Origin of the sequence: Sphingomonas sp. (assembly GCF_026460985.1) — a bacterium.
Taxonomy (GTDB): domain Bacteria; phylum Pseudomonadota; class Alphaproteobacteria; order Sphingomonadales; family Sphingomonadaceae; genus Sphingomonas.
In genome coordinates this window covers 176100-197169 of sequence record NZ_JAPKNM010000001.1, presented here as the reverse complement: position 1 = coordinate 197169, position 21070 = coordinate 176100, and the positions used below count along the sequence as shown (strand labels likewise).

Sequence of the window (21070 nt, the reverse complement as noted above, 5' to 3'; positions counted from 1 at the left end):
GCTTGTCGCCGCCCAAGCGCGTCGCCCTTGCCCGATCCGGACCGACAGGCGAAGGGGGCACATGCGCAACTCGTCCCAGCCCGGCGCCGCGGGGCTCGCCTTCGGTGTCGGTTCCTACACGCTCTGGGGCGTCCTGCCGCTCTACATCCATCTGCTGAAGGACGTTCCCGCCCTTCAGGTGCTCGCGCATCGCGTGCTCTGGTCGCTCGGCCTGCTCCTGCTGCTGATCCTCGTGCTGCGCCGCGGGCCCACGATCCTCGCCGCGGCGCGCGGGCGCACCCTGTTGCTGCTCGTCGGCAGCGCGCTGATGATCGGGATCAACTGGATCGTCTATATCTGGGCGGTCCAGAACGGCCATGTGCTCGAAGCCAGCCTCGGCTATTTCATCAACCCGCTCGTCAATGTCGCGCTCGGCTTCGCCTTTCTCGGCGAGCGGCTGCGCCGGTTCCAGGCGGCCGCGATCGCCGTCGCCGCGGCGGGCGTGCTCGTTCTCGCGATCAGCGGCGGCGGCGCACTGTGGCTGTCGCTGCTGCTGGCGCTCAGCTTCGGCTTCTACGGCCTGCTCCGCAAAGTCGCCGCGATCGACGCGCTCGGCGGGCTCACCGTCGAGACCCTGCTGCTCGCGCCGTTCAGCATCGCGCTGCTGCTCCATGCCAGCCAGGCGGGCACCAACGCCTTCGGCCAGTCGACGAATCTCGATTGGCTGCTCGCGCTCGCCGGGGTGGTCACCGCGCTGCCGCTGCTGTTGTTCGCCGCCGCCGCGCGCCGGCTGCCGCTCGCGACCTTGGGGCTGCTGCAATATATCGCGCCTTCGCTGCAATTCGCCGAAGCCGTGCTGATCTTCGGCGAGCCCGTGCGTTCGGTCCATATCGTCACGTTCACGCTGATCTGGGCCGGCTGCGCGCTCTATGCCTTTGACAGCATCCGCGCCGTGCGTGCGTCCGAGGTCGCGCGAACCTGATATTCAACCATATGGTTGACTAATCGAGTGCCGGGGCCAAATTCAACCATATGGTTGAACAACGACTCGACACGACCTTCCACGCGCTCGCCGATCCCACGCGGCGCGGCATGCTCGCCACGCTGGCGCTCGGCGAGAAATCGATCGGCGAGCTGGCCGAGCCTTTCGCGATGACCTTCGCGGGCGCGGCCAAGCATGTGAAGGTGCTCGAAGGCGCCGGGCTCGTCGCGCGGCGCAAGGTCGGCCGCAACCAGCTCTGCCGGCTCAATGCAGGTCCGCTTGCCGAGGCCGACAAGTGGCTGCGCCAGTGGGAGCAATTCTGGACGCTGCGGCTCGACCGGCTCGAGGCGCTGATCGAAGCCGACAAGGAGAGAGACGCATGAAGGTCACGCTGCTCAGCATCATCGTCGACGATCAGGCGAAGGCGCTCGCTTTCTATCGCGACACCCTGGGGTTCGTCCTCAAGGAAGACGTGCTGACCGGCCCTCCCGGCGCGCCGCACTGGATCACGCTCGCGGGCCCCGAGGATCCGGAAGGCGCGCGCATCTCGCTCGAGCCCAATTTCTTCGACTTCGTGAAGGCCTATCAGGCGACGCTGAAGGAGCGGGGCATTCCGCTCACTGCCTTCCAGGTCGACGACATCGCCGCCGAACATGCCCGGCTCTCCGCCGCGGGCGTGGTCTTCAAGGGGCCGCCGAGCGTGGGCGATGCCGCCATGCCGTCAATGGCGACCTTCGACGACACCGTCGGCAACTGGATCATGCTCTACGAGAAGCCCAAGGGATGAGCGGCTCCGTCATCCCCGAGATCAAGCGAGGATTCGCCTTCGATGGCGCTCGCATATTGGAGAATTGAGATGGCCGATTCGATCACCGGCGAGACGCTGCGTTTCGAACGCGACCTCGCCGCCCCCGTCGAGACCGTTTGGCAATATCTGGTCGATCCGGAGCTCCGCGCGCGCTGGTTCATGGGCGGGCCGACCGACCTGCGCGAAGGCGGCACGATCGGCATGACGATGCGCCACGGCAACCTCGCCGACGAACCCGATCCGATGCCCGAACGCTACGCCCCCTATGACGGCAAGGCCTGGTCGGAGAAGATCACGCGGCTCGAGCCGCCGCGGCTGATCGCCTTCAGCTGGTCGGGCGGCGAGGCGGGCGAGGTCACGATCGAGCTCACGCGGATCGGCGACGCGCGCACGCGCCTCGTCCTCACCCATGCGGGCCTGCGCGGCCCCGACGACGCGCGCAATTTCGGCGGCGGCTGGGGCGCGCATCTCGCGGTGCTCGAGCGCCGGCTGGAGGGCAAGCACATCGCCAGTTTCTGGGCGCTGCACGCCCAGGCCGAGGCCGCCGCGGCCAGGGCGCTGGGGCTGGTCTGAGTGGTATCAACATTCAAATCCTCCCCCGCCAGGGGGAGGTGGCGCCGAAGGCGTCGGAGGGGGAGGTAGGCAGTGCACTCTCCAATTGAGCATAGCGCTTCCGCCCCCTCCGTCATGCTTCGCATGCCACCTCCCCCTGGCGGGGGAGGATAGGAAGGCTGAATGTCGACACGCCTTACGGTATCTCGAACAACCCCGCAGCGCCCATGCCGCCGGCGGTGCACATCGAGACGACCACGAAGCGCACCCCGCGCTTGCGCCCCTCGATCAGCGCATGGCCGACGAGCCGCGATCCGGTCATCCCGAACGGGTGCCCGATCGCGATCGCGCCGCCGTTGACGTTGAGCCGCTCGGGATCGATGCCGAGCGTGTCGCGGCAATAGAGGCACTGGCTGGCGAACGCCTCGTTAATCTCCCACAGGCCGATATCCGCGACCGTCAGCCCCGCGCGCGCGAGCAGCTTGGGCACCGCGAAGACCGGGCCGATTCCCATCTCGTCGGGCGCGCAGCCGGCGACCTGGAAGCCGCGATAGATGCCCAGGATCTCCCTGCCCTCGGCCTCGGCCGTTCGGCGGTCCATCAGGATCTGCGCGGCGGCGCCGTCGGAGAGCTGGCTGGCATTGCCCGCAGTGACGTTCCGCCCCTCCTTCACGAAGTCGCCATCCTTCCATACGGCCTGCAGCCCGGCGAGTGCCTCCACGGTCGTGCCCAGCCGGATCCCTTCGTCCTGGGTCACCGTCACCGTCTCGCTGCCGGTGCGATTGCCCTGCTTGTCGTACAGCGCCTTCTCGACCGTGATCGGCACGATCTCCTCGGCGAAGGCGCCCGTGGCGAGCCCCGCGGCGGCGCGCTGCTGGCTCTCCGCCGCGAACGCATCCTGCGCCGCGCGGCTGATCCCGTAGCGCTCGGCGACGATCTCGGCGGTCTCGATCATCGGGATATAGGCCGCCGGCACCCGCTCGATCACCGATCGGTTCACCACGCGCGGTGCGTTCTGCATCGTCAGGCTGATCGATTCCATGCCGCCTGCGAGCGCGACGTCGATCTCGTCGGTCATGATCGAGCGTGCGGCGAGCGCGATCGCGGTCAGCCCCGAGCCGCATTTGCGGTCGAGGCTGAAGGCCGGGACGCTATCCGGGACGCCCGCCGCGAACAGAGCGAGGCGCGCCATGTTGCCGCCCTGCGTCCCCCATTGGTTGCCCATCCCGTAGAAGACGTCGTCGATCCGGCCCGGATCGATCCCGGCGCGCGCGATCGCCGCGTTGATCACATGCGCGGCGAGCACCGGCGCCTCGGTCTGGTTGAACCAGCCGCGCCCGGCCTTGCCCACGCCGGTCCGCGCGGTCGAAACGATGGCAGCCTCTCGCATCCAGCACTCGCTTTTCGAGTTTCGGGTATGGAGTCCGGTGTAGGGCCTGTACCCCTTACCCGCAATGGCCATGACGGAGCGGATTTTGGCGCACAGGGAGGAATGAGGAGGGAGCGATGCGGTGCCATCGAGACCGACGAATGACGCTGCTGTGCGCCAAAAGCCGCCAGCCGCTTCGCGGTCGCCCGGAGACGCACGCTGGACTGCGTCAGCCCGCTTGCACGGGCCACCAGCCCGCGCTGCGCGAGCTTCCTTGCCAGCGCACGTCTCCGGGCGATCCTGGCCGTTGTGGGCAAGGGGTACAGGCCCTAGCGGCGAGTGCTCCGATTGCAAGGCTCAGTCGGTGAAGTTCGGCGCGCGCTTCTGCATGTTGGCCATCACCGCCTCGATCTGATTGGGCGAGCGGAGCAGCGCCGCCTGCTCGGCGCTCTCGGCGAGGAGGATGCCTGCGGCGTCGGCCTCGAGATTGGCGAGCCGCTTGGCCGCGCGGACGGCCTGCGGGTTGCGCCCGGCGATCGCCTGGGCGAGCGCCATCGCCTCGGCATGGGGATCGCCCGCCACGCGCGTCACGAAGCCCAAAGCCTGCGCTTCCTCCGCGCTGAACTCGCGCGCGGTATAGACCAGTTCGCGGAGCGCATCGTCGCGCACATTGCCCCGCCACAAGGCGAAGCCCGCCATGTCGGGGACGATCCCCCATTTCATCTCCATCACCGACAGCCTCGCATCGGGCGCGGCGATCCGCACGTCCGCCCCGCTCGCGATCTGCAGCCCGCCTCCGAAGGCGACGCCGTGCACTACGGCGATCACCGGCACCGGCAGCGTCCGCCAGCCCCAGGCGACCTGCTGGAAGTCGTTGACGAGCCCGTGCGTGCGTGCCGCGAGGTCGATTCCCGATCCGGCGCCCGCCATGCTCGCCATGTCGAGCCCGGCGCAGAAACCGCGCCCCTCGCCCGAGAGTATCACCGCGCGCAGCCCCGGCATCGCCTCCAATTGCGCGATCGCGTCGATCAGCGCGGCGAACATCGCCGGATCGAGCGCGTTGAGCTTGTCCGGCCGCGCGAGCCGGACCTGGGCGACATGCGCCTCGACGTGGATGGTGACGCGCTGCTCGGTCATTGCGGCTCCTCTCTCTGCTGCGCACGCTACGCCAATCCGCACGCGCGGTCAGCCCGGCGCGACGAGCCGGTATCCGCGTCCCTTGTCGGTCACCAGCATCGGCGCCGCGAACCCGCGGTCGAGCTTGGCGCGCAGCCGCGAGACATGGACCTCGACGACATTGGTGCCCGGATCGAAGCGCAGTCCCCAGACGGCGGCGAGCAGCTCGTCGCGCCCGACGCAGCGTCCCGCGGAGTGCGCGAGGTGGAGCAGCAGCGCATATTCGCGCGGCAGCAGCGCGATCGCTCGGCCGTCGCGTTCCACGCGCCGTTCGACCGGATCGATCCGCAGACCGCCCAGTGCGATCGTCAGCGGGCGCGCGCGCAGCCGCGCCGCGAGCCGCGCGACGATCTCGCCGGGGCAGGCGGGAAGCGCCACCGCGTCGTCGGCCCCCGCATCAAGCGCGCCTTCGATGCTCACGCCGCACTCGCTGGAGATCGCCAGCATCAGCGCGCCGCGCCAGCCCTGCGCGCGCACCATCTCCACGCAGCTCGCAGGATCGCGGCCGTCGAGCCCGATGATCGCCGCCTGCGCCCCGCTATGGCCCAGGGCGCCCGGCGCGATCGGCACCAGGCACAGCCCGCGCGCGCCCGCAGCCTGGTGGAGCTCGGGGATGTCGAGTGCGCATGCGATGATTGCGGCCACCGGTGCAGCCTAGCGCGCGATCGCGCTGCTTCGGACCAGACTGCCTCCGTTACGGATCAGCTCGCGCGGCCAGCCGCAGCCGCGCGTGGCCCGCCAGATAGGCGCTGGGCGAAGCAGCGGCCCGCTCGAGCTGCACTGTGGCGTCTTCGGGGATCGCCGAGGCGAGCGCGTCGAGCGCGGTCACGCGCATCCGGTCGCAGGGATGATGCCGGAGAAACGCCGCCGCGAGGTCCTGGCCGTTGGCGACATGCACCGCGACCGCGAGCAGGGCCTCCGCCGCGGTGCAGGTGAGTCCCTGCGCGATAGTGCCGCGGCGGATGTCGAAGCGAAATTGGTCGAGCCAGGGCTGGCTCGGATCGGCGCCGAGGATGTTGAGCGAGACCGAGAAATCGTCGGGGGGCAATTGGACGTGAATGTCGCGGCGCATCCGGTAGAGCATCAGCTTGCCCTGTTCGAGCCGCGAGCGCTCGACGAAGCGCAGCCGGGCGTCCTCCCCCGGTACCCCTGCGATCGCGCCGACCTCATATTCGAAATAATCGCTCCAATAGCCCGGTCCCAGATAACCATAAGTCAAGAAAGGGAAATTATGATCGTGCGGCAGGTCGTAGAAAAAGGCGTCCGTGCCGCTGGCGCGCACCACCGGATCGGCGCGCGCCGGCCAGAAATTGGCGCGGAGCACGGTGCGCCCATTGGGCGGATGGAGCAGGAAGACCTGCGCGCCATAGCCGTTGCCGCGATGTTGGGCCTCGCACCGCCCCTTGAGCTCGCCGATCGCCAGCTCGGCGAGGAAATCGCGATTGCGCCCCAGCCGCGCGAGCAGGGGGCCCAGCGCCGCGAATTCCTCCTCGTCGCGTGCGTCGAAGCGCGTGGCGTCGAGCGCCTCGACCAGTTCGCCGAGCTCGATCGCGTCGCCCGTGCCGGGCTCGATCAGGCGGGGCATCGCGCTTCCGCCAGGCGCCGTTCGACGATCGGGAGCATGCGCGACGCCGCTTCCCGCACCTCGGCTTCGAGGTCGCCGCGCGCCATCTCCGCCAGCCGTGGCGCCGCCGCCGCGGCATCGAGCGCCAGCCATTCGCGCATCGCCGCCCAGCGCAGGTGAAAGCCCGGTGCGTGCGTCGCCTCGGCGAAGCATCCGCCCGCATCCGTCCGCCCGGCCGCGCGCAGGAAACGCAGCAGCATCTCGGTGCGCGACGGCCGATCGTCGGCATCGGCGACGCGGACCAGCGCCCCCCCGGCGATGGAATATTCGCGCATCAGCGGCATCGCCCCTGCGCGGATCGTCGCTACGATCGTCACCACGTCGCTCTCGGCATCCGAGACCAATTGCGCCTGCGTCCGGCCGTCGATGCGATGCACCCCGCCGTCCCGCAGCGCGATCGGCGCCATCGGCGTGCAGCGCGGCGCGTGCGCTGCGCCGCCGAGCCCCGGCGCCTCCGTCCGCCAGCGCCTGAGCCGCGCGCCGCCCGCCTTGACCGTGCGCGTCACGGCGATCCTGCCGGTGAAGACGATCGTCGCCGGCGGCCGGACCGTTAGGGCCGCGGCATTGGTGACGCTCGCCGCAATCGACGCGGCGGGGCAGTCGAACAACACCGCACCGGTCCGCAGCGCATCGCGATGCACCTTGAACGGCGGCTCGAACAGCGGATCCGCGGCCAACGCCTCGACCAGCGGCGCGAGCATCGCCTCCGCCCATCCCGGGTCCGCCAGCAGCCGCTCCGCAGCATCGGCAGCGCGCTCGGGAGCGTCCTCGCAATCAGCGAAGGCGGAGCGCGCGGCCTGGAACGCCGCTCCCGCGCACCATCGGTCGATCGCGACACGCCCCGGCCCCCGCGCCGCCACGATCGCCGCGCGCACCGCCTCGGTCACGTCGTTCATCCGCGCTCAGCCGCCCGGCGCGATCTCGTAGATCAGCGCGGCGATCCCGACGAGCATCTCGAAAAGATCGTCCGCGCTCAACACCTCGGCCGCGCGCATCGCACCGTGCATCGCCACCTGCGTTCCCAGCTCGACGATCTCGCCGGGATCGATCTGCAACAGTCCCATATTCCCTTCCCCCCCGGAAAGTACCCGAGAGAGAGGCTAGATCGCGATGGCGCGACCATGCACGTTACAACCGTGTAATGTGAGGAGGGCCGCCGGTTTGCGCGCCCCATCGCCGCGCGCTAGGGCAAGGCGATGAGCGACAGCGAGACGCCCCCGGGGCGCGCCTTCGATCCCCGAAAGCTGTTCGGCGGCCGCTTCGGCGGGCATGGCGGAAGGCTGGGGATCGTCTATCACGATCATGGCGAGGACTGGGCCGAGCTGGCGCTCCCCTATCATCCCGACCTGGTCGGCGACGAGGCCTCGGGCATCATCGCCTCGGGGCCGATCCTCGCTTTGATGGACATGGCGACCAGCGTCGGCGTCTGGCTCAAGCTCGATGGGTTCAAGGGGCACGCCACGCTCGACCTGCGCATCGATTATCTGCGCCCGGCGCGGCCCGGCCACACCGTGATCGGCCGCGGCGAATGCTATCGCATCACCCGCTCGATCGCGTTCGTGCGCGGCCAGGCGCATGACGGCGATCCGGACGATCCGCTCGCGCACGTCGCCGGGACGTTCATGGCGGTGGAGGGCTATTGGTGATCCCCTATGCCCAGTTGCTCGGGCTCGAGGTGGAGCCGGGCGAGACCGCGCCGACGCTCGTGATGCCCTTCGCGATCGATGTGGTCGGCCGCCCCGGCTTCCTCCACGGCGGCGCGATCGGAGGGCTTCTCGAAATGGCCGCGGTCGGCGCGCTCAAACAGGCGCTCGCCGCCGAGGGCGCGGTGCGGGTCAAGCCGATCAACCTCACCGTCGACTACATGCGCGGTGGCCGCGACAAGCCCACCCGCGCCCGCGGCACCGTCACGCGGCTCGGCACCCGCGTCGCCAATGTCGAGGCGGTGGCGTGGCAGGACGAGCCCGATCGCCCCATCGCCGCGGCAAGGATGAACTATCTGATCGTTCGCTAGCCCGGCGTCAGCCGGAGCAGGCGGCCGTTGCTCGAATCCTCGAGCACCCAGATCGCGCCGTCGGGGCCCTGCTCGACTTCGCGGATACGCTGGCCGAGCGGGATGCGCTGCACCTCGGCGGCGCTGGTCGGGGTGAAGCGCACGCGCACCAGCCCCTGGCTCACCAGCCCCGCGATGATCGCATCGCCCTGCCATGCGCCGAACAGGCTGCCCGAATAGAGGATCATGCCCCCCGGTGCGATCACCGGGGTCCACCAGGCGAGCGGCGCGATATAGCCGTCCCCCGGCGCATGGTCGGGGATGTTGCTTCCGTCATAATCCTGCCCGTTCGAGGCGTTGGGCCAGCCGTAATTGCCGCCGCGCGCGATCAGGTTGAACTCGTCGCCCCCGGCGGGCCCCATCTCGTTCTCCCACAGCAGTCCGGCGGAATCGAAGAACAGGCCATAGGGATTGCGGTGGCCGTAGGACCAGATCTCCGGGCGCGCGCCGGCGGTGCCGACGAATGGATTGTCGCCCGGGACGCTGCCGTCGGCGTTGAGGCGGACGATCTTGCCGAGCGTCTTGGTCAGGTCCTGCGCGGGCGATCCCTGCTGGCGTTCGCCCGCGGTGACAAAGAGGTGCCCCGACGGCCCGAACGCCATCCGCCCGCCGAAATGCCCGGTGCCGCCCACCTTGGGCATCTGTTGCCAGATCATCGCGGTGCCGGTCAGCCGCGGGCCGGCATTGTCCTCGACCAAAGTGCCGCGCGCCACCGCGAGGCCGGCGCCCCCGCTGCCCGCCTCGGCATAGCTCAGATAGACGAGCCGGTTGGTCGCGAAGTCGGGATGCAGCGCCACGTCGAGCAGTCCGCCCTGTCCGCCGGCCGAGACCGCGGGAACGCCGCCGAGCGCGGCGGACTTGGCTCCCGCCTGCGTGACGATGCGTAGCGCGCCGCCCTTCTCGGTCACCAAGGCGCGCCCGTCGGGGAGGAAAACCATCGCCCAGGGCAAGGCGAAGGTCGCCACCGCGGTCGATTGCACCGACGCGATCGGCGTCGGCGTAGGCGTGGGGGATGGCGCAGGAGTCGGCGAGGCGCTGGGCGAAGGCGTGGGTGTCGGCGTGACCATGCCGCCGCCGCCACCGCCACTGCACGCCGAAAGCGTGGCCAGCGCCGCGCCCGCCAGCAACAGGGTAAATCGCATCAAAGGCTCCTCCCGCCGGCGGAAATCCTCAGCCGGCAGGGGTCAAACGCAGCAGCCGCCCCTGGGAGCCATCGTCGCCGTCCTCGAGCACGAATATCGCGCCGTCGGGCCCTTCCTCGACCTCGCGGATGCGCGCGCCCATCGGCCATTGGTCGCCCTTCCTGGCGTCGGTGCCGTTCACGTCGACGCGCACCAGCGACTGGCTCGAAAGACCGCCGATGAACAAGTCCCCTTTCCATTGTGGGAACATCCTGCCCGAATAGACGATCAGCCCGCCGGGGCTGATCACCGGGTTCCACATCACCTTGTACTTCTCGAACTCGGGCCGTGTGTCGTGATCGGGGATCGGGCGGCCGTCATAATGATCGCCGTCGGAGACGATCGGATAGCCGTAATTCTTGGCCGGCAGGATCAGGTTCACTTCGTCGCCGCCCTTCGGCCCCATCTCCTGCTCCCAGAGATTGCCCGCCGAATCGAAGGCGATGCCGAGCAGGTTGCGGTGCCCGTAGGACCAGGCCGCCGGGTGGAAGCCCTGCGTCGCGAGCGGATTGCCCGGCGCGGGCTTGCCGTCGGGGGTCAGCCGCAGCACCTTGCCGAGCGTCGCCTTGGGATCCTGCGCAGGATCGAACTTCTGGCGCTCGCCATTGGTGAAGAACAGGTACTTGCCGTCGGGCGAGAAGGCGATGCGTCCCGAATAATGGCCGTTGCCCGAGACGAACGGCGTCGCGCGGAACAGCTCGGTGACGCCGGTCAATTCCGGTTCCCTTTCCCTCCAACACTCATTGTTTGTCGAGCAGACGTCGTTGCCATCATGCAACTGCCCGCGCACCAGCACGACGCCCTTTCCGCCCTCGTCCGCGGTCGAATAGCTCAGATAGACGTGCCGGCTTTGGGCGAAGTCGGGCGCGAGCACGACGTCCATCAGCCCGCCCTGGCCGGCCGAATCGACCGGAAAGGTCGCGACCGTCTGGCGTTGCTTCCCGTCCGCCGAGACGTGGAGCAACCTGCCCAGCTTCTCGGTGACGAGCATCGATCCGTCGGGCAGGAAGGTCATCGCCCAAGGCGATTCGAAATCGGCGACGGGCGTCACCTTGAATGGAAGCCCCGCCGCCGGCGTGGGCGTGTCCTGCGCCACCGCGCCTGACTGCGAATTGCACGCGGCGAGCAGCGCCGCCGCCGGAAGGATCATGCGGAGCTTGCGCATCGGTTCCACCTTGAAGTCGTTGATCGCCCGAACGCACATCCCCCAGTTGCGCGCCGCCGTCCAGACCCGCCCGCGCTCATTCCGGCTGCGTATCAAAAAATTGCGTAAAAACCCCAAGTTGCGCAATTTTGTTCCATGCGCCATTGAGCAGCCAATAGAGAGCTTGGGGCGGATCTAGGTGATCGGACGGTATTTTCTGGGCGCGGTCCTGTGTGCGCTCGTGCAGATGGTCCCCGCGGCGGCGCAGCCCGCGGCGCGCCCCGCGGCCGACTATTTCGCGCAGGCCGCGATCGAGGATGCGACGCTTTCGCCCGACGGCCGGCGCGTCGCGGCGCGCGCGCTGATCCAGGGCCGGCCGCGCCTCGCGCTTTTCGACATGTCCGGTGCCGCGCCATCGGTACGCCCGATCGCGCTGCCCGAGTCCGAGCGGCTCGAATGGCATCGCTGGCTCGGTCCCGACCACCTGCTCGTCAGCCTGCTCCGCGAGGGGCCGGACGCCGCCAGCCGACTCGTCCGGGTCGATCTCACGACGGGCGCGCTGGTCCAACTCGGTGCGCCGCGTCCGGACGCGGGGGACGAAGTGCTCCATGTCTCGCCCGACGGCGCGTTCCTGCTGCTCGTCTCGGCGGTTCCGGGGCGGCCTACGCCCGGCGTCTATCGCGTGAACCTCGCCACCGGCGCCACCACGCTCGAAGTCATGCCCCAGGACCATGTCTGGGACTGGTACGCCGATTCGGCCGGTGTGATCCGCGCCGGCATGGCGCAGGACGGCAAGCGCTCCTGGCTGCTCTATCGCAAAAACGAGCATGACCGCTTCAGCCGCTCGACGCGCGGCGCGGGGGACACCCGCTCGGGAATCGAGCGCTTCGTGCCGATCCGCGGCACGGATCGCGGCTATGCGCTGGCCCAGACCCCGGGCGGCCGGGTCGGGCTCTATGCCTATGATTTCGCCGAGGGGCGGCTCGGCGCCCTGCTCTATGAGGATGCGCAGGTCGATCTCGAAGGCTTCCAGACCGATCCCGATGGCCGCCTGCTCGGCGTCGACACCTCCGCCGATCGCCCCGCGACGCGCTGGTTCACTCCCGAGACCGCGCAGCGCCAGGCGCAGATCGACGCGGCGCTGCCCGGGCGCGCCAATCGCGTGATGGGCGCGAGCGCGGACCGCGCCCGCATCCTGGTGTTCAGCGAATCGGCGGGCGATCCGGGCGCCTTCTATCTCTTCGCCGAAGGCCGCGCGGTCCTGGTCGGCGCGGTCAGCCCGACGCTCGCCGGCAAGCCCGCGGAGATGCGCGCGATCCGCTACCGTGCCCGGGACGGGCTCGAGATCACCGGCTACCTCACTTTGCCCGCCGGCCGCCCCGCGCATGGGCTGCCGCTGATCGTCATGCCGCATGGCGGGCCGTTCGCGCGCGACAGCTGGGGCTATGATCCCTGGGTCCAGTATCTCGCCGATCGCGGCTATGCCGTGCTCCAGCCCAATTATCGCGGCTCGACCGGCTTCGGCCGCGCCTTCGTCGCCAAGGGCGACGGCCAGTGGGGCCGCGGCATGCAGGACGATCTCGACGACGGCGTCGACTGGCTCGCCGGCCAGGGCGTCGCCGATCCGAATCGCGTCTGCATCATGGGCGCCTCTTATGGCGGCTATGCGGCGATGCGCGCCGCGACGAGCGACGCCTCGCGCTATCGCTGCGCGGTGAGCTTCGCCGGCATCTCCGACGTCGGCGCGCAGCTCGCCTTCGACCACAAGACCTTCGAAGAGCGCGCCTATCGCGCGTGGAAGGCGCGCATCCAGGGCGACGCGCCCTCGCTCGACCTGCTTTCGCCCATCGCCCGCGCCGCGGCGCTCCGCATCCCCCTGCTGATCGCGCACGGCACCGCCGACGACACCGTCCCGCCCGATCAGTCGGTGCGCCTCCACGAGACGCTGACCCGCCTAGGGCGCGCGCACGATTATGTCGCCTATCAGGGCCAGGGGCACACGCTCGAGGGTCCGGCCGACAATGCCGACTTCCTCGAACGGGTCGGCCGATTCCTCGCGGCGCACAACCCCGCCTAGCCCCACTTGCTTGCACGACAGCGAGCGCGTATATCGCTCCTGCTTTCTCGACATCGTCAAACATGCCGAGGTCGGGGCCCAGCAGGGCTCCGGCGCTGAAGCTGCTTATCTGATGCCGGAGACCCGATGGCGGACATCGCCGCACTGACCAGCCTGATCGAACCCGAAGCCAAGGCGCTCGGGCTCGCGCTCGTGCGCGTCAAGATGTTCGGCGGCCAGTCCGATCCGACGCTCCAGGTGATGGCCGAGCGCCCCGACACGCGCCAGCTGACGATCGACGATTGCGCCGATCTCTCGCGCCGCATCTCGGACCGGCTCGACGAACTCGAAGCCGCCGGTCGCGATCCGATCGACCACGCATACCGGCTCGAGGTCAGCTCGCCCGGCATCGATCGCCCGCTCACCCGCCTCCAGGATTTCGAGGACTGGAAGAGCCACGAGGCCCGCATCAATCTGAGCGAGCCGACCGAGGATGGCCGCAAGCAGCTGACCGGCATATTGCTCGGCGTGGACGGCGAGCAGGTCAGCATCGACGTCAACAAGTACAAGCAGGTCACGGTGCCGTTCGCCAAGATAGCGGACGCCAAGCTGCTGATGACCGACGCACTCATCGCCGCAACCGCGCCGCTCTCCACTGAGGGCGCAGAAGAATTCGAAGCAGAGGAACAAGACTGATGGCCACTGCCATTTCCGCCAATCGGGCCGAGCTGATCGCGATCGCCGATTCGGTCGCGCGCGAGAAGCTGATCGACAAGGCGATCGTGATCGAGGCGATGGAGGACGCGATCCAGCGCGCCGCCAAGAACCGCTATGGCAGCGAGAACGACATCCGCGCCAAGCTCGATCCGCAGACCGGCGATCTTCGCCTGTGGCGCGTCGTCGAAGTGGTCGAGGCGGTCGACGATTATTTCAAGCAGGTCGACCTCAAGGGCGCGCAGAAGCTCCAGAGGGACGCCAAGATCGGCGACTTCATCGTCGATCCTTTGCCCCCGATCGAATTCGGCCGCATCCAGGCCCAGGCCTCGAAGCAGATCATCTTCCAGAAGGTCCGCGACGCCGAGCGCGAGCGCCAGTTCGAGGAATTCAAGGACCGCATGGGTGAGATCATCACCGGCGTGGTCAAGCGGGTCGAGTTCGGCCATGTCGTGGTCGACCTGGGCCGCGCCGAGGGCGTGATCCGCCGCGACGCGCAGATTCCGCGCGAGGTCGTCCGCGTCGGCGATCGCGTCCGCTCGATCATCCTCAACGTCCGCCGCGAGAATCGCGGTCCGCAGATCTTCCTCAGCCGCGCGCACCCCGACTTCATGAAGAAGCTGTTCGCGCAGGAAGTCCCCGAGATCTACGACGGCATCATCGAGATCAAGGCAGCCGCCCGCGATCCGGGCTCGCGCGCCAAGATCGGCGTGATCAGCCACGATTCGTCGATCGACCCGGTCGGCGCCTGCGTCGGCATGAAGGGCAGCCGCGTCCAGGCGGTCGTCCAGGAGATGCAGGGCGAGAAGATCGACATCATCCCCTGGTCGCCCGACACCGCGACCTTCGTGGTCAACGCGCTCCAGCCGGCCAATGTCAGCCGCGTCGTGATCGACGAAGAGGACGACCGCATCGAAGTCGTCGTCCCCGACGACCAGCTCAGCCTCGCCATCGGCCGTCGCGGCCAGAATGTCCGCCTCGCCTCGCAGCTCACCGGCAAGGCGATCGACATCCTCACCGAGGCCGACGCCTCCGAGAAGCGCCAGCGCGAGTTCGTCCAGAATAGCGAGCTGTTCCAGAACGAGCTCGACGTCGACGAGACGCTCGCGCAGCTGCTCGTCGCCGAAGGCTTCGGCAGCCTCGAGGAGGTCGCCTATGTCGAGCTCGACGAGATTGCGAGCATCGAGGGCTTCGACGAGGAGCTCGGCCAGGAGCTGCAGAGCCGCGCGCAGGAAGCGCTCGAGCGCCGCGAGGAAGCCAACCGCGCCGAGCGCCGCGCGCTGGGCGTCGAGGACGATCTCGCGACCATGCCCTATCTGACCGAGGCGATGCTGGTCACGCTCGGCAAGGCGGGCATCAAGACGCTCGACGACCTCGCCGATCTCGCCACCGACGAGCTCGTCCAGAAGAAGCGCCAGGAGCCGCGCCGCCGCGCCGAGAATGCGCGTTCGTCGGAGCGCGCCGAGGACAAGGGCGGCGTGCTTGCCGAGTACGGCCTCAGCGACGAGCAGGGCAACGAGATCATCATGGCCGCCCGCGCGCACTGGTTCGCGGACGAGGAGCCGGCTCCGGCCGGTGCGGAGGACGCTGTTGCGGACTCCGGGCAATGATACCGCTGGCGTAAGCGCTGGGCTCTTCTTCAGCCCCTCCCCTTCAGGGGAGAGGTTGGGGTGGGGCAGTGCGGCAGGCGAAGGTCTCGGTGAGACACCTGCCCCACCCCCAACCCCTCCCCTGAAGGGGAGGGGCTTATGAGTCATGACCCCATCCGCACCTGCATCCTCGCGCGCGAGGAATCGCCGCGCGACGGGCTGATCCGGCTCGTGCTCTCGCCCGACGGCGAGGTGCTGCCCGATATCCGCGCCAAGGCCCCCGGCCGGGGCGCATGGATCGGCGTGGACCGCGCCGAACTCGAGGCCGCGCAGGCCAAGGGCAAATTGCGCGGCGCGCTCGCGCGGGCGTTCAGGACCCAGGACATCCGCATCCCCGAGGATCTCGGCGAACGAATCGCGAGCCAGCTCCAGCGGGGCGCGCTCGATCGGCTCGGGCTCGAGGCCAAGGCGGGGCACGTCACCACCGGCGGCGAGAAGCTCGACAAGGCCGCGCGCTCGGGCAAGCTCCATCTGCTCCTCCACGCGTCGGACGCGGGTGAGGACGGCGCCGGCAAGCTCGCCCAGGCATGGCGCGTCGGATCGGATATGGAAGGCAGCGGGCGCAAGGGGTTAACATTGCCCGTCCCGCGCACCATATTGTCCTTGGCGCTGGGCCGCGAAAATGTGGTACATGCCGGCCTTACCGACGCCAAAGCGGCCAAGCGGGTGAGCGACGCGCTCGACCGGTGGCTGCACTTTATCGGACCCGACCCCGTTCCCCGCCCTTGCGAAACCGGCTCGCAGGGCGCATCGGCGTTCCCGCCGAGCGGGTCGCAGAATACGACGAACTCGACTGAAGGACTTTGAGCACGCGCATGAGCGATACTGAAAACGAAAAGCCGAAACTGGGCATGCGCGCGCCGCTGGGGCTGAAGCGCACGGTCGAGACGGGCAAGGTGAAGCAGAGCTTCAGCCATGGCCGTTCGAACACCGTGGTGGTCGAGGTCAAGCGCCGCCGCGTCCTCGGTCCGCACGGCGCGCCGCAGGAAGAGACGACGGCGCCAGCGCCCGAGCCCGTCGTCGCGGCGCCAGCGCCGCAGGCGCCGCGCCCGGCCGCGCCCGCGCCGCGCCCCGCGGTCTCGAACGAGACGGCGCAGGAGCGTCAGGCCCGCCTGCTGCGCGAAGCCGACGAGCAGCGCATGAACGCGCTCGAGGAAGCGCGCCGCCGCGAGGAGCGCGAGCGCGCCGAGGCTGCCGAGGCCGAGGCCCGCCGTGCCGAGGAGCGTGCGCGCGCCGAGGCCGAAGCCGCCAATACGCCCAAGGTCGAGGCCAAGCCCGAGCCCGAGCCTGAGCCCGCCGCGGCACCCGAAACGGTGCCCCAGGCTGCTCCGGCGCCGGCGCCGGCTCCCACGCCGGCACCGCCCCCGCAGCCGGTCGGCATCCAGCTCGATCCGAGCCGCCCCGCGCCGCGCCTGTTCACGCCGGTGCAGCGTCCCGAAATCCCCAAGCCGCAGCCCAAGCCCGAGCCGCAGCCGCAGGAGCGCCCCGCAGCCGCCGCATCGGCGCCCGCGGCGTCGACCGCCGCGCCTCGCTCGGCCCCTTCGGGCGGCGCCGGCCTGGCGCCGCGGCGCCCCGCCGAGCCCGCGCGTCCGCAGCAGCGCGATCGCAAGGCCGACGATCGCCGCCAGTCGGGCAAGCTCACCGTCAATCGTGCGCTCGGCGACAATGACGGCGCCCGCGCCCGTTCGCTCGCCGCGCTCAAGCGTGCCCGCGAGAAGGAGCATCGCCGTTCCTATGGCGGCGCGCGTGAGCCGCAGGCCAAGCAGGTCCGCGACGTCGTGGTGCCCGAGGCGATCACCGTCCAGGAGCTCGCCAACCGTATGGCCGAGAAGGGCAGTGACCTGGTGAAGGCGCTGTTCAAGATGGGCATGCCGGTCACGATCAACCAGACGATCGACCAGGATACCGCCGAGCTGCTCGTCACCGAATTCGGCCACAACATCCAGCGCGTCAGCGAGAGCGACGTCGATCTGGTCGAGACCGAGGCCGATGCGCTCGAGACGCTCCAGCCGCGTCCGCCGGTGGTCACGATCATGGGCCATGTCGATCACGGCAAGACCTCGCTGCTCGACGCGCTGCGCGGCACCGACGTGGTCAAGGGCGAGGCCGGCGGCATCACCCAGCATATCGGCGCCTATCAGGTCACGCTGAAGGACAAGTCGAAGGTCACCTTCCTCGACACGCCGGGCCACGAGGCCTTCACCGAGATGCGTGCGCGCGGCGCCAACGTCACCGACATCGTCGTGCTGGTGGTGGCCGCGAATGACGGGCTGATGCCGCAGACGATCGAGGCGATCAACCACACCAAGGCCGCTGGCGTCCCGATGATCGTGGCGATCAACAAGATCGACCTGGATTCGGCGAACCCGCAGCGCGTGCGCGAGCGTCTGCTCGAGCATGAGGTGATGGTCGAGCAGATGGGCGGCGAGACGCAGGACGTCGAAGTCTCCGCACTCAAGAAGATCGGCCTCGACGAACTGATCGAGAAGATCCAGCTCCAGGCCGAATTGCTCGACCTGAAGGCCAATCCCGATCGCGCCGCCGAAGGCACGGTGATCGAGGCCAAGCTCGACAAGGGCCGCGGCCCGGTCGCGACGATTCTCGTCGGCCGCGGCACGCTCAAGGTCGGCGACGTCTTCGTCGTGGGCAGCGAGAGCGGCAAGGTCCGTGCGCTGATCGACGACAAGGGCCGCCAGATCAAGGAAGCCGGGCCGTCGATGCCGGTCGAGGTGCTCGGCCTGTCGGGCGTGCCGATGTCGGGCGATCCGCTCCAGGTCGTCGAGAACGAGGCACGCGCGCGCGAAGTCGCCGAATATCGCCAGGGCGTGGCGCTGCAGAAGCGCACCACCCAGGCGCCGGCCAGCCTCGAGAGCATGTTCTCGGCGCTGCGCGACAAGCAGGCGATCGAATATCCGGTGGTGGTCAAGGCCGACACCCAGGGCTCGGTCGAGGCGATCGTGGGCTCGCTCAACAAGATCTCGACCGACGACATCAAGGTGCGCATCCTGCACTCGGGCGTCGGCGCGATCACCGAGAGCGACGTCAATGTCGGCGCGGCCTCGGGCGCCCCGATCATCGGCTTCAACGTCCGCGCCAACGCCAAGGCGCGCGAGATCGCCGAACGGCAGAAGGTCGCGCTGAAATATTACGACGTGATCTACGACCTCACCGACGAGATCCGTGCCGGCATGGCGGGCGAGCTCGGGCCGGAGGCGTTCGAGACCGTCGTCGGCCGCGCCGAGATCAAGGAAGTGTTCAGCGCGGGCAAGCACGGCAAGGCGGCGGGTCTGCTCGTCACCGACGGCGTCATCCGCAAGGCGCTCAAGGCGCGCATCACCCGCGACGATGTCATCATCTACACGGGCGAGATCGCGTCGCTGCGGCGCTTCAAGGACGACGTCGCCGAAGTGCGCGCGGGCCTCGAATGCGGTGTCACGTTCAGCCAGAACTTCACCGACATCAAGGCGGGCGACTATCTCGAGACCTTCGAAGTCGAGATGCGCGAACGGACGTTGTAAAAGTCTCCCTCTCCCCTTGTGGGAGAGGGAAGGGGCCCGCGCCGAAGGCGTGGGAAGGGTGAGGGGGACCTAACCTACTCAGCCATTCCCCCTCACCCTTCCGCCGACTTTCGTCGGCTCCCTCCCTCTCCCACAAGGGGAGAGGGAGCTTGAGGCGGAAACCGATGGACTCGATCTTCGACGATTTCCCCGTCCCCTCCTCGGCCAGGCTGCTCGGCTGGGAAGTGCGGGCGGTGGACGTCGCCGCGCAGACGATCGAGATCGGCTTCACCGCCGATGATCGCTTCCTCAACCCCGCGGGGACGGTGCAGGGCGGCTTCCTCGCCGCGATGCTCGACGACACCCAGGGCCCGGCATTGTTCTCGGCGACCCGGGGCGCGGCCTATGCGCCGACGATCGACTTCCATGTCGTCTGCCTAAAGCCGGCCCTGCCGGGGCGGTTCGTCGGCAAGGGGCGGGTAGTGAGCCTCGGCAAGACCATCGCGGTCACCGAGGCCGAATTGTTCGACGAAGGCGGCATATTGGTCGCCCGCGGCACCTTCACGGGCCGCGTCATGGAAGGCGCGATGGCGCGCCGGGATACAGCATGAAGCACAACCAGACCGAAGACCGTTCCGTCCGCACCCTCCGCGTCGGCGAGCAGGTGCGTCACATCCTCTCGGAGATCCTCCAGCGCGGCGACGTCCATGACGAGACGCTCGCCAGCCACATGGTCTCGATCACCGAGGTGCGCATGTCGCCCGACCTGCGCCACGCCACTGTCTTCGTGAAGCCGCTGCTCGGCAAGGACGAGGAGGTGGTGCTCAAGGCGCTGCGCACCAACACCGCCTATCTCCAGCGCGAGGTCGCCCACCGGGTGAAGATGAAATACGCCGCCAGGCTCAAGTTCCTCGCCGACGAGAGCTTCGACGAGGGCAGCCATATCGACGCGCTGCTGCGCGATCCCAAGGTGGCGCGCGATCTGGGCGAGGAAGATTGACAGGCCGCACGGTAAGACCCATCTTACCGACATGAACGCCGAAACCACGCTCTCGGCCAAGGGCCAGGTCGTCATCCCCAAGGATGTGCGCGACGCAATGGGCCTGAAGCCCGGCGAGAAGCTGCGCGTGCATCGTGTCGGCCGGCGGATCATCCTCGAAGCGCCGGAGGAACCCCGCGCGCGCATCAGCTTCGAAGAATTCCGGCGCCGCGTGCCCAAATATGCCGGCTCTCCGCTCGCGATCGAGGACATGATGGTCGATTTCGATGCGCTCTGGCCCGATCAGGGATGATCGCCGTCGACACGAACATCGTCCTGCGTCTGATCCTCGGTGACGATGAAAGCCAGCTTGGCGCCGTGCGGAAACTGATGGCGGACGATAGCCTGTTCGTGTCGTTGACGGTGCTGCTCGAAACCGGCTGGGTTCTCGAAAGCCGGTGCCGCATGCCGCGCCCCGCAGTCGCCGACGCGCTCATTGCCCTGACTCTGCTGGAGGGCATTCAAGTGCCGCGCTCCGAGACCGTGCTGCGGTTACTCGAGCGCTACCGCGCAGGCGCTGATCTGGCGGACATGATCCACCTCGCTTCCGCCGCAAAGCTCGAAGCATTCGCCACCTTCGATCGGCGGCTCCACCGTGACGCTGACGGCGCATCCCTTTTGAAGATCGAGACCCCTGCCTGATGGCGAAGCTCTATTTCTATTATGCCTCGATGAACGCGGGCAAATCGACGACCTTGCTCCAGGCCGATTTCAACTATCGCGAGCGCGGCATGCGCACCCTGCTGTTCACTGCGGGCGTGCACGATCGCGGCGGCCGGGGCGTGATCGATTCGCGGCTCGGGATCAGCGCCAGCGCGATACCCTTCGATACCGGCACCGATCTCCAGCAGATCGCCGAGGATGCGCATTTCGAGGCGCCGCTCGCCTGCGTGCTCGTCGACGAGGCGCAGTTCCTCTCCATGGCGCAGGTCCGCCAGCTCGCCGCGCTCTGCGACGAGGACGACATCCCCGTGCTCGCCTATGGCCTGCGCACCGATTTCCAGGGCAAGTTGTTCGAGGGCTCGGCCGCCTTGCTCGCGCTCGCCGACTCGCTCGTCGAGATCAAGTCGGTCTGCGAATGCGGCCGCAAGGCGACGATGAACCTGCGCGTCGACGATACCGGCCGCGCGGTCCGCGAAGGCGAACAGAAGCAGATCGGCGGCAATGAGCGCTACATCGCTCTATGCCGACGGCACTTTATGCAGCGTACGGCGTTACCGGCGGAGCTGTCCTCCACAGAATGAGGA

General features: G+C 68.9%; 24 protein-coding genes. 16 read left to right on the top strand and 8 right to left on the bottom strand.

Annotated elements, in window-relative coordinates; all coding sequences use genetic code 11:
* The first annotated feature begins 61 nt into the window (after nucleotides 1-61).
* From rarD to MT490_RS00970, 4 genes are all read left to right on the top strand, one after another.
* Nucleotides 62-961 (top strand): EamA family transporter RarD, encoded by a 900-nt coding sequence (gene rarD / locus MT490_RS00985; RefSeq protein WP_297383453.1) that lies wholly within the window; start codon nucleotides 62-64, stop codon nucleotides 959-961.
* Between the two features lie 50 nt (nucleotides 962-1011).
* Entirely contained in the window at nucleotides 1012-1344 is a 333-nt protein-coding gene (locus MT490_RS00980; RefSeq protein ID WP_297383450.1) for a metalloregulator ArsR/SmtB family transcription factor, read from the top strand.
* Complete coding sequence (locus tag MT490_RS00975; protein WP_297383448.1) at nucleotides 1341-1748, top strand: VOC family protein; 408 nt, start codon at nucleotides 1341-1343, stop codon at nucleotides 1746-1748. The genes MT490_RS00980 and MT490_RS00975 overlap by 4 nt, the downstream gene beginning before the upstream one ends.
* A 69-nt stretch (nucleotides 1749-1817) precedes the next feature.
* A complete protein-coding gene (locus MT490_RS00970; RefSeq protein WP_297383446.1) occupies nucleotides 1818-2342 on the top strand; it encodes an SRPBCC family protein in 525 nt (174 codons plus the stop codon).
* A 175-nt stretch (nucleotides 2343-2517) separates the two neighbouring features.
* On the opposite strand, the gene MT490_RS00965 is transcribed toward MT490_RS00970, so the two are convergent.
* The 6 genes from MT490_RS00965 to MT490_RS00940 all read right to left on the bottom strand — a co-directional run bounded on the left by MT490_RS00965 (nucleotide 2518) and on the right by MT490_RS00940 (nucleotide 7554).
* Nucleotides 2518-3711: a thiolase family protein gene (locus MT490_RS00965; RefSeq protein ID WP_297383444.1), complete on the bottom strand. Its 1194-nt coding sequence runs from the start codon at nucleotides 3709-3711 to the stop codon at nucleotides 2518-2520.
* Nucleotides 3712-4047: 336 nt separating this feature from the next.
* A complete protein-coding gene (locus MT490_RS00960; protein WP_297383442.1) occupies nucleotides 4048-4827 on the bottom strand; it encodes a crotonase/enoyl-CoA hydratase family protein in 780 nt (259 codons plus the stop codon).
* A gap of 48 nt (nucleotides 4828-4875) precedes the next feature.
* The gene (locus MT490_RS00955; protein ID WP_297383440.1) at nucleotides 4876-5511 is read right to left on the bottom strand and encodes a winged helix-turn-helix domain-containing protein; all 636 of its coding nucleotides are present in this window, start codon (nucleotides 5509-5511) and stop codon (nucleotides 4876-4878) included.
* Between the two features lie 49 nt (nucleotides 5512-5560).
* Nucleotides 5561-6451 (bottom strand): transposase, encoded by an 891-nt coding sequence (locus MT490_RS00950; protein WP_297383437.1) that lies wholly within the window; start codon nucleotides 6449-6451, stop codon nucleotides 5561-5563.
* Entirely contained in the window at nucleotides 6439-7386 is a 948-nt protein-coding gene (locus MT490_RS00945; protein WP_297383435.1) for a hypothetical protein, read from the bottom strand. Before MT490_RS00945 ends, MT490_RS00950 begins: the two co-directional genes overlap by 13 nt.
* 6 nt (nucleotides 7387-7392) lie before the next feature.
* Nucleotides 7393-7554 carry a hypothetical protein gene (locus MT490_RS00940; RefSeq protein ID WP_297383433.1) on the bottom strand — a complete coding sequence of 54 codons (162 nt, stop codon included), beginning with the start codon at nucleotides 7552-7554 and terminating at the stop codon, nucleotides 7393-7395.
* Between the two features lie 132 nt (nucleotides 7555-7686).
* Between MT490_RS00940 and MT490_RS00935 the strand changes: the two genes are divergently transcribed.
* Both MT490_RS00935 and MT490_RS00930 read left to right on the top strand, forming a co-directional pair.
* A complete protein-coding gene (locus MT490_RS00935; RefSeq protein WP_297383431.1) occupies nucleotides 7687-8136 on the top strand; it encodes a PaaI family thioesterase in 450 nt (149 codons plus the stop codon).
* The gene (locus tag MT490_RS00930; protein ID WP_297383430.1) at nucleotides 8130-8504 is read left to right on the top strand and encodes a PaaI family thioesterase; all 375 of its coding nucleotides are present in this window, start codon (nucleotides 8130-8132) and stop codon (nucleotides 8502-8504) included. The genes MT490_RS00935 and MT490_RS00930 overlap by 7 nt, the downstream gene beginning before the upstream one ends.
* Here the strand turns inward: MT490_RS00930 and MT490_RS00925 are convergent.
* Both MT490_RS00925 and MT490_RS00920 read right to left on the bottom strand, forming a co-directional pair.
* Nucleotides 8501-9685 carry a PQQ-dependent sugar dehydrogenase gene (locus tag MT490_RS00925; RefSeq protein ID WP_297383427.1) on the bottom strand — a complete coding sequence of 395 codons (1185 nt, stop codon included), beginning with the start codon at nucleotides 9683-9685 and terminating at the stop codon, nucleotides 8501-8503. The genes MT490_RS00930 and MT490_RS00925 overlap by 4 nt on opposite strands.
* 28 nt (nucleotides 9686-9713) lie before the next feature.
* On the bottom strand, nucleotides 9714-10889 hold the full coding sequence (locus MT490_RS00920) for a PQQ-dependent sugar dehydrogenase (RefSeq protein ID WP_297383425.1): 1176 nt from the start codon (nucleotides 10887-10889) through the stop codon (nucleotides 9714-9716).
* Nucleotides 10890-11067: 178 nt separating this feature from the next.
* Here MT490_RS00920 and MT490_RS00915 point away from each other — a divergent pair, with 178 nt between their 5' ends.
* The 10 genes from MT490_RS00915 (at nucleotide 11068) to MT490_RS00870 (ending at nucleotide 21067) form a co-directional block, all read left to right on the top strand.
* Entirely contained in the window at nucleotides 11068-12945 is a 1878-nt protein-coding gene (locus MT490_RS00915) for a S9 family peptidase (protein ID WP_297383423.1), read from the top strand.
* Between the two features lie 126 nt (nucleotides 12946-13071).
* A complete protein-coding gene (gene rimP, locus MT490_RS00910) occupies nucleotides 13072-13620 on the top strand; it encodes a ribosome maturation protein RimP (protein WP_297383421.1) in 549 nt (182 codons plus the stop codon).
* Nucleotides 13620-15248 carry a transcription termination factor NusA gene (gene nusA / locus MT490_RS00905; protein ID WP_297383419.1) on the top strand — a complete coding sequence of 543 codons (1629 nt, stop codon included), beginning with the start codon at nucleotides 13620-13622 and terminating at the stop codon, nucleotides 15246-15248. The genes rimP and nusA overlap by 1 nt, the downstream gene beginning before the upstream one ends.
* 138 nt (nucleotides 15249-15386) lie before the next feature.
* Nucleotides 15387-16094 (top strand): DUF448 domain-containing protein, encoded by a 708-nt coding sequence (locus MT490_RS00900; protein WP_297383417.1) that lies wholly within the window; start codon nucleotides 15387-15389, stop codon nucleotides 16092-16094.
* A gap of 8 nt (nucleotides 16095-16102) precedes the next feature.
* Nucleotides 16103-18805, top strand: a complete 2703-nt coding sequence (infB, locus tag MT490_RS00895; RefSeq protein WP_297383415.1) for a translation initiation factor IF-2 — start codon at nucleotides 16103-16105, stop codon at nucleotides 18803-18805.
* Between the two features lie 164 nt (nucleotides 18806-18969).
* Complete coding sequence (locus tag MT490_RS00890; protein ID WP_297383413.1) at nucleotides 18970-19395, top strand: PaaI family thioesterase; 426 nt, start codon at nucleotides 18970-18972, stop codon at nucleotides 19393-19395.
* A complete protein-coding gene (rbfA, locus tag MT490_RS00885) occupies nucleotides 19392-19784 on the top strand; it encodes a 30S ribosome-binding factor RbfA (RefSeq protein ID WP_297383411.1) in 393 nt (130 codons plus the stop codon). Before MT490_RS00890 ends, rbfA begins: the two co-directional genes overlap by 4 nt.
* Before the next feature lie 31 nt (nucleotides 19785-19815).
* Nucleotides 19816-20076, top strand: a complete 261-nt coding sequence (locus tag MT490_RS00880) for an AbrB/MazE/SpoVT family DNA-binding domain-containing protein (protein ID WP_297383409.1) — start codon at nucleotides 19816-19818, stop codon at nucleotides 20074-20076.
* Nucleotides 20073-20465 carry a type II toxin-antitoxin system VapC family toxin gene (locus MT490_RS00875; protein ID WP_297383407.1) on the top strand — a complete coding sequence of 131 codons (393 nt, stop codon included), beginning with the start codon at nucleotides 20073-20075 and terminating at the stop codon, nucleotides 20463-20465. The genes MT490_RS00880 and MT490_RS00875 overlap by 4 nt, the downstream gene beginning before the upstream one ends.
* Nucleotides 20465-21067: a thymidine kinase gene (locus MT490_RS00870; protein WP_297383405.1), complete on the top strand. Its 603-nt coding sequence runs from the start codon at nucleotides 20465-20467 to the stop codon at nucleotides 21065-21067. Before MT490_RS00875 ends, MT490_RS00870 begins: the two co-directional genes overlap by 1 nt.
* Nucleotides 21068-21070 lie beyond the last annotated feature (3 nt).

Coding starts and splice junctions, on each gene's coding strand:
- MT490_RS00965 (WP_297383444.1), bottom strand. CDS start 3,711: ATGCGAGAGGCTGCCATCGTTTCGACCGCGCGGACCGGCGTGGGCAAG.
- MT490_RS00960 (WP_297383442.1), bottom strand. CDS start 4,827: ATGACCGAGCAGCGCGTCACCATCCACGTCGAGGCGCATGTCGCCCAG.
- rimP (WP_297383421.1), top strand. CDS start 13,072: ATGGCGGACATCGCCGCACTGACCAGCCTGATCGAACCCGAAGCCAAG.
- MT490_RS00920 (WP_297383425.1), bottom strand. CDS start 10,889: ATGCGCAAGCTCCGCATGATCCTTCCGGCGGCGGCGCTGCTCGCCGCG.
- MT490_RS00980 (WP_297383450.1), top strand. CDS start 1,012: ATGGTTGAACAACGACTCGACACGACCTTCCACGCGCTCGCCGATCCC.
- nusA (WP_297383419.1), top strand. CDS start 13,620: ATGGCCACTGCCATTTCCGCCAATCGGGCCGAGCTGATCGCGATCGCC.
- MT490_RS00875 (WP_297383407.1), top strand. CDS start 20,073: ATGATCGCCGTCGACACGAACATCGTCCTGCGTCTGATCCTCGGTGAC.
- MT490_RS00950 (WP_297383437.1), bottom strand. CDS start 6,451: ATGCCCCGCCTGATCGAGCCCGGCACGGGCGACGCGATCGAGCTCGGC.
- rbfA (WP_297383411.1), top strand. CDS start 19,392: ATGAAGCACAACCAGACCGAAGACCGTTCCGTCCGCACCCTCCGCGTC.
- MT490_RS00890 (WP_297383413.1), top strand. CDS start 18,970: ATGGACTCGATCTTCGACGATTTCCCCGTCCCCTCCTCGGCCAGGCTG.
- MT490_RS00880 (WP_297383409.1), top strand. CDS start 19,816: ATGAACGCCGAAACCACGCTCTCGGCCAAGGGCCAGGTCGTCATCCCC.
- MT490_RS00940 (WP_297383433.1), bottom strand. CDS start 7,554: ATGGGACTGTTGCAGATCGATCCCGGCGAGATCGTCGAGCTGGGAACG.
- MT490_RS00900 (WP_297383417.1), top strand. CDS start 15,387: ATGAGTCATGACCCCATCCGCACCTGCATCCTCGCGCGCGAGGAATCG.
- MT490_RS00970 (WP_297383446.1), top strand. CDS start 1,818: ATGGCCGATTCGATCACCGGCGAGACGCTGCGTTTCGAACGCGACCTC.
- rarD (WP_297383453.1), top strand. CDS start 62: ATGCGCAACTCGTCCCAGCCCGGCGCCGCGGGGCTCGCCTTCGGTGTC.
- MT490_RS00925 (WP_297383427.1), bottom strand. CDS start 9,685: ATGCGATTTACCCTGTTGCTGGCGGGCGCGGCGCTGGCCACGCTTTCG.
- MT490_RS00975 (WP_297383448.1), top strand. CDS start 1,341: ATGAAGGTCACGCTGCTCAGCATCATCGTCGACGATCAGGCGAAGGCG.
- infB (WP_297383415.1), top strand. CDS start 16,103: ATGAGCGATACTGAAAACGAAAAGCCGAAACTGGGCATGCGCGCGCCG.
- MT490_RS00945 (WP_297383435.1), bottom strand. CDS start 7,386: ATGAACGACGTGACCGAGGCGGTGCGCGCGGCGATCGTGGCGGCGCGG.
- MT490_RS00870 (WP_297383405.1), top strand. CDS start 20,465: ATGGCGAAGCTCTATTTCTATTATGCCTCGATGAACGCGGGCAAATCG.
- MT490_RS00935 (WP_297383431.1), top strand. CDS start 7,687: ATGAGCGACAGCGAGACGCCCCCGGGGCGCGCCTTCGATCCCCGAAAG.